Here is an 11198-nt window from a genome sequence, read left to right as displayed (position 1 = left end):
AACTTAGCGGTATTGGCCTTCAGGCGCCTCTCCGCGACGCCTTCGGCGCTCGCACGCCCGGACAAAGATCGGCTAAAACCTAGACACCAACGCCACCGAACCGGCCACCCACTCTCCCCTACGTTTTTTGGCTTTCGCCGAGCCGGACTGACGCCGTCACCCGTGACCCTCCGGTGGCAGTCCGAGAGAAGGCGAGAGGCGAAAAACACTCACGCGTTGGTTAACAGAGCGTGCGTTGACTTTAACGATTGATCCCGAAGCGGTTTTCTACTTTCGCGGCGGTTGGTTGATTCCGTCGCTTGACTTTGAGCGGAAGCTGTCGCGTCATGGAGGGCCGGCCGATCCTCGCCGACCCCATCAAGGCCATCGCAGAATTCCACGCGACTTGCTTGAACGAAAGCGAGCGAGCCATGGCGTACGTCAACGACGAAGGCAACATCATTGGCATTCGTGGTTACAAGGAGGACCTCGACATGAACTCTGGCAGACGACCCTTCGCGCGAAAGCTGCGACTGCAAGCGGGACTTATCGCATGACGGAATCATTGGTTTGCAAACATGAGCCAGGATTTCTTGACGATTACGGCAAATAGACGCTTCTTTCTGATCTCGCAGAGCCATATGATTTGCTCAATCTGAACTTCCTTGGCCCCCCGATCCATCGGTCATCACCATCGCTGGGAGGCTTCAGTTCAAGCACACAAGCAAGGCGTCGGAACCGATGACTGTTGAAGTCGGGGTTTGGGCCCATCGGCCGCAAGGTTGGATCGTCACATTCACATGGATGCTTGTGGTTTCGTCCATATTGTGTGGTACCGCGGCGGCCGAATTGACACGCATCACCGTCGACGGCCATCTGGCGAACGATGGACGTTTCCAGGTCACTGAAACGCATGACCATCGAATCGACCAAGGCCATGAAAGCGGTTTTCGGTCCTTCGGGTTGAGCGTGGATCAGTCGATCGCGTCACTCAAAATCACGCGAATCGGTGACGATGGGATGGAGACGCCGCTCCTCGATCGCGGCGCGGCGAATCGCGAGGTCGATGGCCCCGATCAGTTTCGATACTATCGGCGCGGCCACATTTACTTTCGCTATCCCGAGGTCACCGGAGAGACGGAACTCCGCTATCGCCTGGACTATGAACTGGTCCATGCGGTGAGCCCGGCTTGGGGACTGGGTGCGGGCTGGGATCCGCTGACGCCGGAAGACGGATTTGGCAGCCCATGGCGTCGATGGAAGTCCATCGTTGCCGACGCCAAAGAGGCATGGCCTGCGCCCGACCGGCGGTATCGTCTCGATCACTCCGTGCTGTTTCCCGAACGCGATGAAAACCGCGAGACCGCGTTCGAGCTGAATTACAATCTTCGTTTCGATTCGGCATGGCGCGAGGTGGATGCGACGGCGGAACTGGCGCGCGTGACCCCCGATATCGAATACCGTGTCCGACGACTGTTCGAGTACCTGCCCGCCGGACGACCTTCGGCCACCAACGAACTGCAACATGAGACGCGAGTGGAATCGGTGGTGGCTGTTCTGGTCTTGGGGCCGATTCTCTTTTTGGTGTACCTGATCTTTGAAGCACTGACGGCGGGCAAACGGTTCGACGCCTCCGCCGTCGCCGAGCGGCTCCGTTCGCTTACTCCCGATGAGGTTCAGACCTATTTTCAGTCATCGGCGCGGCCGTCCTCATTACAAGATCTGTTGTCGCGGCTGGAGAGCGAAGGAAAGCTTTCGGTCGAGCCTGTGCTGAATCACAAAGGAAAAGAAACCGACGAACTGCAGTTGCGTCTGCTCGCTCCACGCGCGTCGCTCCCACCAGTCGAACAAGAATTCGTCACGTGGATCTTTGGCGAGGGCGACACGACGACCAGTGAAGCAATTCGAAACAGCTCGCGTGCATCGGGAGTCGATCCGAGCCGATACTGGCAGAGCTTGATCGCGGAATCGACGTCCCACGAAGGTGCTTCTCGTCTTCCGCGGATCACGTTTCTGCCGATCGCGATTGGGTTATGGGGCGGTTCTCTGCAGCTCAATGGTCTGCAGCGTGATGACGATTTGATGGTGGTAGTCGTGGTCAATTTCCTGGCACTGATGCTGACGCTGGGGTGGCCGAAACGTTGGTGGCACGTCGGGGTCGCTCGACGTGGTCTGTTGCTGCATCTGATCGTGCTGGCGACCCTCTATGCTGCGATGCATCTGGTCGTCAACCGGCCGTATGCAGCCCAAGCCTGGATCGGATCGGCCATCAGCATCTTGGCGTATTTTTGTGCCCAGTTGATCGCCACTTGGATGCCGCACCGCGGAGTCTGGCAAATCAAACGCGAACTGTATCGAGTCCGCCAATATGCGAGGTCATTCGTGTTCCCTATACGGGGATTCCTGCCCAACGGTTGATCCGGGAATCCGGCTGGGCGGATGTCTTTCTGCTTTCGCCGGACGAGTTGAACGCTGACGATGATGACGACGCATAGCACCGCTTCAAACCCGAGTTTGTGTATCACGTCGTAGGGATACGGGGCAGAATGATACGGGCGGAGTGATGGCGGCGAAGTGACTTCAGTCGAAGAGGGACGGGGGATCGATGGCGATCTTGCAGTTTGCCTTGTCGAGCGACAGTTGCAGCGGGGCGTTGTGGGGCGGGTGATCGCTGCCGGCGGCTGTCACGTGCTCGATCGTTTTTTCCGCCGGGTCGATGATCAGATAATGCGGGACGTCGTTCTCACGGCACAGCGTGCGTTTTGGCGTCAGGTCTCGGCCGCGGGTGGAGTCCGATAAGACCTCCACGACCAGCTCTGGTGGCCGTTGGAGGTGTTTTTCAGGCTAGTCGCCACAAATGACCATCAGGTCCGGGCGGATCACGGTGTCGTCGCCGATGATCCAGTCCAGATGGGTGTACACCTCGCAGGGGCATTGATGCTGTCGAATCTGAGATTGAATTTGGAAGGACAAACGGGAGATGACGCGTTCGTGCGGTCCGAACGGTGACGGCCCCGTCGAGATGGCGACGCCGTCGATCAGCTCCCAGTCGCCTTCCCAGCGGGCGTAGTCTTCCAGCGTGTAATGCGGGATGTAGCGTGGTGCGGTACTCATCGAGACGTGCTCTGTGGGAACGGTTGCCGGTTTGCGGTGAAGACACTCGATTTAATTGCGGTGCCGGGTCGCGGCCAAGCGAAACAGCCGGCCGCCGGATCGGCGATGGCATGGAAACACCCCGAACGACCGGAGGGCTCGCGCCCTGCCGCTAACAAGAGATCGGCTGCTTCCACCGACGCGCCGGCAGGCGGGAAACCGATCCGAAGGTTCCCAGGTAGCGTGTTTTGGCGGTTCGGTGGTACGGTATGCAGATCAAATCCGTTTCTGCGTCGCAGGTCTTCGAATGATTTTGATCGACACTTTGTTTACCGGTCCTCCCTTGCTTGCCAGTTCGGTGGAGGAAGCTCCGATCGAACCCGCCTCCGCCGGCGTGATGTTGCTGTTTGCCGCCGTGATGTGCGCCACCTACGTGGGCGTTGCGATCGAGCGATTTCACAAAACGGTCGCGGCGCTGTGTGGTGCGGCGGTGTTGGTGGTGCTCGGGCTGGCGTTGGGTCTGTTTGAGTACCCGAAGCTGTATGAGTTCTTGAAGGAAGACCTGAATATTTTTGGCGTGATCATCGGCACCGGAATCCTGGTCGACGTGGTCGGCAAGAGTGGGCTGTTTCATTTTCTGTCGATGTGGATTGTCCGCTTCACCGGTGGGTCGGCGTCCAAGCTGTATCTGACCCTGTGCCTGGTCACGTTCTTGTTCGTCGCGGTGCTGACGATTGTTCCCGCGATGTTGATCCTTTCGTCGTTGGTGCTGGTGATCTGTCGCTCGCTGAATTACAAGCCGATGCCGTTCTTGCTGAGTGTGGCGATCTGTGCCAACAGTGGCGCGATCGCCACGTTTGCCAGCGGGCTGCCGAACATCATGATCGGTACGGCAGCGGGAATCCCCTATGCCCATTTCTTGCAAGTCAGCTTGCCGTACGCGGTGGTTTCACTGGTGATCGCGATCGCGGCACTGCGTTTCTTCTTTCGCAATGACTTGCCGTGGAAGCAAACCGCGGAGCAACAGGAAGCACTGCGTGCTCAGATCGAGACGTTTGATCCCTGGGCGATGGTCGAGGACAACCGCGTGCTGTTTCGCAGTGGCACGATCCTAGCGCTGACGGTGATCGGATTTGTGTTTGCGCAGCAGATGGGCGTGGGAATGGATTTCATTGCGATGGTGGGCGCGACCGCGGCGCTGCTGTTTGCGGGCAAGGGTGTCGAAGATGCGATCGGCAAGGTGAACTGGACCGTGATTTTGTTCTTCATGGGTCTGTTCATCATCATCGGTTGCGTGAAACAAACCGGCGCGTTGGCTTGGGTGGCCGAGCAAGTGATCGAGTTGTCGGGGAATGAGTTAACGCTGTTGGTTCCGCTGCTGGGCGTCTTTTCGGCGGTTGCCAGCAGCATCGTCGACAACATCCCGGTTGCCGCGACGCTGATTCCGATCGTCAAGGACATCGCGGCCGATGGCACGGTGCCGATCGAACCGCTGTGGTGGACCCTGATCATTTGCTGCAACCTGGGCGGCAACGGGACACCGATCGGATCGATCTCCTGCGTGATCGCGATCTACGCGCTCAAGAAGGAAGCCGGTGTGCATGTCGGCTGGGGAACGTTCTTGAAGATCGGGGGTTTGATCATGTTGTTGCAGGTCGCCGGCGCGATTGTTTATGTGTTGTTCCACTACACCAGTGGATGGACGCCGGCGTTGTCCTAAGATTGCTTCAGTTGTTGCTGAAGCCGTAGCCGACGGTGGTTTCGCGACCGAGCGGGTTGCTGGCGAATGCTTCGTAGCATTGTTCGCAAAGGTCATACTGCTCGGGACCTTCGTCGAGCTCTCTTCCGCACAGGACGTCGTCGATTTCGTCGAGCGTGTCGTGCAGACACATGCCGATTTCGGCATTGAGTTCTCGCTGCAACTGATCGTGCAGTTCAGCGAGTTGATCCAGGTCGTCTCCCTGGTCACTGTTTGGCTCAACAACATTGGCCATACGAACATCGATCTCGACGACAAACCTTGGTTCCGTTTCCGGATCGATCGTGCGTTTGCAGCGATCACAGGTGTAGTGGATCATGGGCGATTCCGACTCGCGTTACGTTCGAAGAAAGCGGTCACCCTCTTGCGAGAGTGTTCAACGGACTAAAAAGGACAAGACTTTCGATCCGCCGCTCACACCATGGTAATGGCTGCGAGCCGTTGATCGCAAGTTTTTTGCGGCAACCCGCTAACGGAGATCCGTTGCAGGTGGATCACCACTGCTAGCGTCAACTTTGGGGAATTGATTACGCCCCAAACGCACTTCGATCAACATGCCCGGCAGAAAATTCAGCGGCAACTGATCGACATCTCGGTCATCGAGCACCTTGGTTTGGTATCCCAGTGCATCGGCCTCGGATAACAAACGCGTGATTGCGGGAGCATGCCCGTATGCCAAAAGGCAGCGTCCGCCCGGGTTGAGATGTTTTGGCAACCCGGCCAGCAGCGAATCCATCAGTGCAAAATCGGGGTCGTAAAAGGCATGATCGGACGGTGCAGCGACCTTACCGTCCTCCCACGGCGGATTGGACACAATTAAATCAAACCGTTCTTCCGGTCGCAGGACCGCAAACGCACTCGGATCCGAAGGCGAGACCTGGCGCACGTCGAACGATTCGTCCAATTGATGCATCGCCACATTGTAGCGGGCGTTGGAGACTGCCGCTGGATTGATGTCGGTGGCCACCACCTTCTGGGCTCCGTTGGCCAAGCACAACAACGACAACAGGCCGGTGCCGGTACCGATTTCCAGCACGCTGCGTCCCGCCGCGATCTGGTCCTCGACAATCAGCTTCCGCAGCGACGTGGTGTCGTCGGGCTCCCAGAACACACTTTCAAATTGAACCAGCGGTTGACCGTCGACCTCTGCCAGTTCGGGCAACACGACGTACTGTTCGACATCATAGGAATAATCGAGATCGTTTCGTTTCGATGCCGGACACCCCAGGCACGACAGCAATGTGATGGCCACCACGGTCTGAATCAAATACCGCCGATTGCCGGTGTCGCGGGGTGTCCGCGGAGAAACGAGCGCGTTCATTCAACCAGTTCTCTTTGTAAAGCGGCTTCGATCGCCGATTGATATTCTTGTTCGGTCAATTCCAGGATGTCACGCATCTGGGTCATGACCTGGAGTTGTGCCCCGTCCATCTTACCTTCTGCGGTCGCGGCCAAGAACATCGCCTGGAGCGCCTCGGACTTTTGTGCTTCGCTCCAACGCCGGGAAACCGTCATCACATAATTGGCCGCGCGAATCTTGTTCTGCTGCGCGATCGAGCACAGTTCACCCAGTTCCTCTCGGTCGATCATGCGGCCGAGCAGTTGCTGGGCGATCTGTTGGAGCACCTTGACCTCGGTGCCGCTGATCTGGTCGTCGGCCAGGACGACCAGGACGGCGCTGCGGAGTGCTTCGCGTTGGAACTGTTCGGCCTGAACCTGTTCGTGTTCACGCTGGTCCATCTGCAGCACGGTCGGATCCCACTTGTCGCGACAGCCGCGGCAGTCGACAAACCATTCGGCGGCGCCGATCGGCACGACGGGAATGAAGTACAGCGTCAGAAACGGTCGCCGAGACCGCAGACGATACTCTTGGGCGCAGCGACACGTGGGGCAGTAGAACTGCCCCGTCTGGCGTGTCCGAGTCAGGTTCATCGTGCCGATTAGGATCATGAAACACTCTGCGGGAAAACCTTGGCTTTTGTGCCCGGCTGGCACCGATTTCGAGTTCTTGTCCGATTTTGTCGATTTCGAAAGGGACTCCGCCGATAACGATAGTGTAGGCACACCCAATCTCTCTAGCGCCACCGAGCCATTCCGATGCGGATCGAAACTCAGCGTTTTGGCAACATTACTGTCGATCAAGACCAGCTCCTGCTTTTTCCCGCAGGACTGATCGGGATGGAAACACTGCGCGATTGGGCACTGCTTCCTGATTCGGAGAATCCGGCGGTGGCGTGGTTGCAATCGGCATCACGTGGGGATCGGGCCCTACCGCTGATCAGCCCTCGGGCGTTCTTTCCGGACTATCGCGTTCAGGTTTCACGTCGCGAGCTGGCCGGATTGCACATGCGACCGGGCACGGAGTTGTACGTGTTGACGACGGTTTCGGGGCACAGCGGAAAGCTGACGACGAATCTGCGTTCGCCCATTCTGTTGAATCTGAGCCGTCGGCTGGGTTGCCAGGTAATCACAGACAACGACTATCCGTTGCAGCAAGGCGTGTCGTCGTTGCAGTCCGAAAGTCTGGTGGTGCCGTTGACCGAGGGCCATAGCACGGCGGCCGCTGCGGTTGCCGCGGCAACGTCATCCAGCCTGATCGGGCAGATCAATCGCGCGGCGTAACGCCCAATGCCAAAGTCGATGGCATTGGCCTAACATCGCCGGCATTGTCTCTATTGGGCGGAGCTCCAGGGTCCAGCGGGGCCGACGAACGCCCATCAGATTGGGAATTTCGTTCCAACCCGGCAGGCGCGATGAATCGGCATGACCGGCATGCGCCGACTTCCTCAGAACGTTGTCAAATGCTGGGACCGCTGCGCCGATGAACAGGTTGTCAGGGGGCACGTACGCAGGACGCGACGGGGTCTGCTGATCTTGAATCACCCTTTCCAGTCCATGGAAACCTTTCTCCGCCGCGATTCGGTCGCGTCGGAGAACATGCCGACTCGGGTGGTTCAATCGTTGATGTAACCTCCTTCTGTTTCCTTTAGAATTCAATGATGTCGAGGCCAATATGCTGGTCCTATCCCGACACCGCGACGAAAGCATCATGATTGGCGACGATGTCGTTGTCACGATTGTCGATATCCGCGGCGATAAAGTTCGCTTAGGTATCGAAGCCCCACAGTCGATCCCGGTTCACCGACAAGAAGTCTACGACGCGATCCAACGTGAAAATCGACGCTCGTCACAGACAAGTGCCGCCGCGACCAAAGACGTCAAACCGCCTCGCGATTAGGCCCGCGGTCACCCCGACTGCGTCAGCACAGTTCGTGATTCGCGGCACAGTCCGCTATTGATCGATGGTCGGATTGTCGTCCAAGTCGCCCTCGGTGATGATCGTGAATCCTTTCTCGATCAATGTCTCCATCGCCATTTCGATGTTTTCCACCATGATCGCCACTGCCGGCTTGCCGAGCGGTCGGACGATCAGTGGATACGTTTGGATGATGTTCAGCTCGGCCTGCAGCAACGCGGTGCAGACGCGGAGCAGCGGTTGAGGCCCCTCGGGAAGCTGGACGCCGATTAAATCGGTTTCAATCAACGCCAACCCGCTCCGTTCGAGGATCTCTCGACCGCGGTCGGCGTCGTTGACGAGGAATCTGACGAACGCGCATTCGGCCGCGTCGTTGATCGACAACGCGCAGATGCGGATTCCCGTCCCTTCGAATCGCCGGACCACTTCCAAGAGTTGTCCGACGCGGTTTTCCAAGAAGATGGTGAATTGGCGGAGTGCCGGATAATTGCGGCCCCGCATCGTATCAAATTTGGTCGCCGCACCACTTCCGTCGTCAGATTCCATCACAGCCTCGTCGTGAATGCAGCCTACGTTCGCGTTGCCATCGGCCTAGTGTACGCTTTTCCCGTCTCGCAGGTCAATTCGGCGATTTTTCGTCACGTCTCGCTGAACGCCACCCCATTTGATTCAGCGCGTCCGTTGGGCGACGTGGAATGGGTCAAAAAATTTGGTGGTCAAAAAATGAAGAGATTCGCCAGGGGAAGGCAGATATCATTCGTCGCCCCCCCAACGAGACAATGAATCGACAACTGTGGTTCAGCCCGGCCCATGTGAATGCTCCTCGTTGATTCACTCGTACCCGTGTGCTGTGTCTCTTTTCTTATTTTTTGACCAACCAATTTTTTGACCAACCTTCCTGCCCATCGCCCCTTCCTGCCCGTCGACGCGGACAGCACCGGTATTACTCCCTGACCCGGACCAGCTTCATCAACCGACCCGAAACGTTCCAATCCTGGACGTACAGGTTGCCGTCCTTGTCCCAATACGAACCGTGCGTCCCGCTGAAGACGCCCTCGACCCATTCGGACTGGGGGATGTTAAAACTGCGTCCCTTGGCGGGATCGGGGTTATTGCCCAGCACGGCAATGATCGTGTTGGTCTTGTTCAGGATCACCAATCGTCCGTGCAGATCCGGCACCGAGACATAGTCACCTTGGATCGCCACCGACGTCGGCATGCCCAACCCGGTGATGACTTCTTCGATGAAGTTTCCGTCCAAGTCATAGTGCAACAAGCGGCCCTTGGGCTGGTGATTGCGATCACAAATCAGCAGGCGGTTGGGTTCGTAGCGTGTGTCCAGGGTCATGCCGTGCGCGGTATTGAACTCTTTCAGTCCGTTCCCTTTGGTGCCAAAGTGCCGCAGATACGTCCCCGTTTTGTCGAACACGAAGATGTTGTTGCTGGCGTAACCGTCCGACAGATAGATGTCTCCGTTGGCGGCCACGGTGATCGCGGTCGGGCTGAACTTTTTCAGGTCCAGCCCCGACTCTTGCGGAAACGGCAGTTTAAGAACGATGTCGCCGCCGCGGACACGAAACTTGATTCCCTCGGCATCCTTGTTCCGCGCCCCATAGATGTACTCTTCGCCGTCTTCCTGACGGATTTCCATGTCGTGAATGTTCGCGTACTCCGGCCCCAAGTAGGTGTGAATCACGGCACCTTCAGGGGAGAACACGAACACGCCGGCTTGGGCGCTGGTGTAGATGTTTCCCTGCCGGTCGACGACGACGCCGCCATGGGTCGACCCCAGCGGTGAGTTCCCGTCGGCTCGCAGTCCCCAACCGGGCACGGTGTCAAAGGTCATGTCGCCACATCCCATCCGAACAGGATCGGCGGACCAGGCGGGCATGGCGAAAACAAACGCAAGCGAAAACGTAAGCAGTGGGAGGATTCGGTTCATGATGCTGAATGTCGGTGGGGCGAGGCGGGAAAAAAGAGACAGGGATGGGGGAAGACCGCCCGCCGATTGTACCTCGCGCCGCGGCCAGTGGGGCGCTAGGGGGCGATCGGGTATAAGATGCGACGAGACCCCCGCCAGACCACGGCTGGGTGGCCCGAAAACTAGATTTGGACAAGACGCCAGGATGCCCGCAGACACCCTCCTTCACTACTCCCATGAGTTTCGTGTCGCCTACCACCAGACCGATGGCCAGCGACGCGTGCACCATTCTAATTACCTGAACTTCTTTGAAGACGCCCGCGTCGAAATGCTTCGCGCCGGAGGGGTGCGTTACAAAGACGTCGAAGATTCCGGCCGGCTGCTGGTCGTCACCGAAATGAACGTCCAATACCACGCCGCGGCCGAGTTCGATGACTGGTTGCGACTGGACGTCGTGGTGACCGAGATTCGCAAGGTCCGCTTACGCCACCACTACGACGTCTTTCGGGACCAGACGCTGATCGCCTCGGCCGACTCGACGATCGCCTGCGTGGGACCCGACGGCCGCCCCAAAAAACTGCCCTCGAAATTTTTGGACCTGGCCCAGCATCTGGACTTGGCCCGGCAGTGAAGCTCGCCCGTTAGGCAACGCCGCAAAGCATTTTTTGGCGCTGGGGCGCGAGCCTAAATCCACTGCCCCCTTTCGTGCGTCGCACGTTGCATGACCCCAACGGGGTCAAAGCTGGTAGCCGGAGGTGAGCGCAGCGACACCTCCGGATCTCTGGTGAGCCGCATGACGCGACCCCGGAGGGTGTCGAAGCAAAGGGCGAACGGGCCCTCGGACCGGGCCGGCGCAAGCGGAAAAGCATCCCAATCAACTCGTTCGCAATGGCGGTCTGCGACACAGCCGGCGGATTGATTCGCTGCGACCCCGTCCGGGGTCGGTGGGTATCCCACGATCGGCTCTCCGGAGGTGGCGCTGCGCTGACCTCCGGCTACTCGCTGAAATCCCTCCGGGATACCCGGTTCGCGGCCGCGATCTCACGTGTCGCCAAAGTCGGCGGCAGGGGGCGTCGGCGGTCCGGTTGCGACGGCGCGCTGGCAGCAATCTGAACTTTTTACCCAATCGGAAATCTTCGACCGTCCCGCCCCAGCTGGCAGGTCGCCGAAGGTGCGCGGAATGCCACATC

The 11198-nt window shown here is 58.5% G+C and carries 10 protein-coding genes and 2 pseudogenes; 6 read left to right on the top strand and 6 right to left on the bottom strand.

The features are described 5' to 3' along the window. Nucleotides 1-410: 410 nt before the first annotated feature. Together NZK35_RS10655 and NZK35_RS10650 are read left to right on the top strand one after the other, a co-directional pair. Nucleotides 411-536 carry a hypothetical protein gene (locus NZK35_RS10655; protein ID WP_259632516.1) on the top strand — a complete coding sequence of 42 codons (126 nt, stop codon included), beginning with the start codon at nucleotides 411-413 and terminating at the stop codon, nucleotides 534-536. A gap of 184 nt (nucleotides 537-720) precedes the next feature. Further along, nucleotides 721-2397, top strand: coding sequence for a hypothetical protein (locus NZK35_RS10650; RefSeq protein ID WP_259632515.1), 1677 nt, complete (start codon nucleotides 721-723; stop codon nucleotides 2395-2397). A gap of 162 nt (nucleotides 2398-2559) precedes the next feature. On the opposite strand, the pseudogene NZK35_RS10645 reads toward NZK35_RS10650, so the two are convergent. After that, a pseudogene (locus NZK35_RS10645) lies at nucleotides 2560-3093 on the bottom strand (Uma2 family endonuclease). Between the two features lie 286 nt (nucleotides 3094-3379). Here NZK35_RS10645 and NZK35_RS10640 point away from each other — a divergent pair. After that, nucleotides 3380-4792, top strand: a complete 1413-nt coding sequence (locus NZK35_RS10640) for an ArsB/NhaD family transporter (RefSeq protein ID WP_259632514.1) — start codon at nucleotides 3380-3382, stop codon at nucleotides 4790-4792. A 7-nt stretch (nucleotides 4793-4799) separates the two neighbouring features. Here NZK35_RS10640 and NZK35_RS10635 read toward each other — a convergent pair whose 3' ends face one another. From NZK35_RS10635 to NZK35_RS10625, 3 genes are all read right to left on the bottom strand, one after another. Further along, nucleotides 4800-5150 carry a hypothetical protein gene (locus NZK35_RS10635; RefSeq protein WP_259632513.1) on the bottom strand — a complete coding sequence of 117 codons (351 nt, stop codon included), beginning with the start codon at nucleotides 5148-5150 and terminating at the stop codon, nucleotides 4800-4802. A gap of 150 nt (nucleotides 5151-5300) precedes the next feature. Continuing rightward, the gene (locus NZK35_RS10630; protein ID WP_259632512.1) at nucleotides 5301-6152 is read right to left on the bottom strand and encodes a class I SAM-dependent methyltransferase; all 852 of its coding nucleotides are present in this window, start codon (nucleotides 6150-6152) and stop codon (nucleotides 5301-5303) included. After that, a complete protein-coding gene (locus tag NZK35_RS10625; RefSeq protein ID WP_259632511.1) occupies nucleotides 6149-6781 on the bottom strand; it encodes a zinc ribbon domain-containing protein in 633 nt (210 codons plus the stop codon). The genes NZK35_RS10630 and NZK35_RS10625 overlap by 4 nt, the downstream gene beginning before the upstream one ends. Nucleotides 6782-6928: 147 nt before the next feature. Between NZK35_RS10625 and fliW the strand changes: the two are divergent. Both fliW and csrA read left to right on the top strand, forming a co-directional pair. Beyond that, nucleotides 6929-7354: pseudogene (gene fliW, locus NZK35_RS10620) on the top strand (flagellar assembly protein FliW); the annotation flags it as partial. A 490-nt stretch (nucleotides 7355-7844) separates the two neighbouring features. After that, the gene (gene csrA / locus NZK35_RS10615; protein ID WP_095739475.1) at nucleotides 7845-8069 is read left to right on the top strand and encodes a carbon storage regulator CsrA; all 225 of its coding nucleotides are present in this window, start codon (nucleotides 7845-7847) and stop codon (nucleotides 8067-8069) included. Between the two features lie 54 nt (nucleotides 8070-8123). On the opposite strand, the gene NZK35_RS10610 is transcribed toward csrA, so the two are convergent. Together NZK35_RS10610 and NZK35_RS10605 are read right to left on the bottom strand one after the other, a co-directional pair. Next, entirely contained in the window at nucleotides 8124-8633 is a 510-nt protein-coding gene (locus tag NZK35_RS10610; protein WP_095739476.1) for an acetolactate synthase, read from the bottom strand. A 397-nt stretch (nucleotides 8634-9030) separates the two neighbouring features. Beyond that, nucleotides 9031-10029 carry a 6-bladed beta-propeller gene (locus tag NZK35_RS10605; protein ID WP_259632510.1) on the bottom strand — a complete coding sequence of 333 codons (999 nt, stop codon included), beginning with the start codon at nucleotides 10027-10029 and terminating at the stop codon, nucleotides 9031-9033. A 184-nt stretch (nucleotides 10030-10213) separates the two neighbouring features. Here NZK35_RS10605 and NZK35_RS10600 point away from each other — a divergent pair, with 184 nt between their 5' ends. Beyond that, nucleotides 10214-10639, top strand: coding sequence for an acyl-CoA thioesterase (locus NZK35_RS10600; RefSeq protein ID WP_259632509.1), 426 nt, complete (start codon nucleotides 10214-10216; stop codon nucleotides 10637-10639). Nucleotides 10640-11198 lie beyond the last annotated feature (559 nt).

The organism is Stieleria sedimenti, assembly GCF_025060895.1.
GTDB lineage: Bacteria > Planctomycetota > Planctomycetia > Pirellulales > Pirellulaceae > Stieleria > Stieleria sedimenti.
The sequence above is the reverse complement of the archived record's forward strand: the minus strand, read 5'-3'. Positions and strand labels throughout refer to the sequence as shown.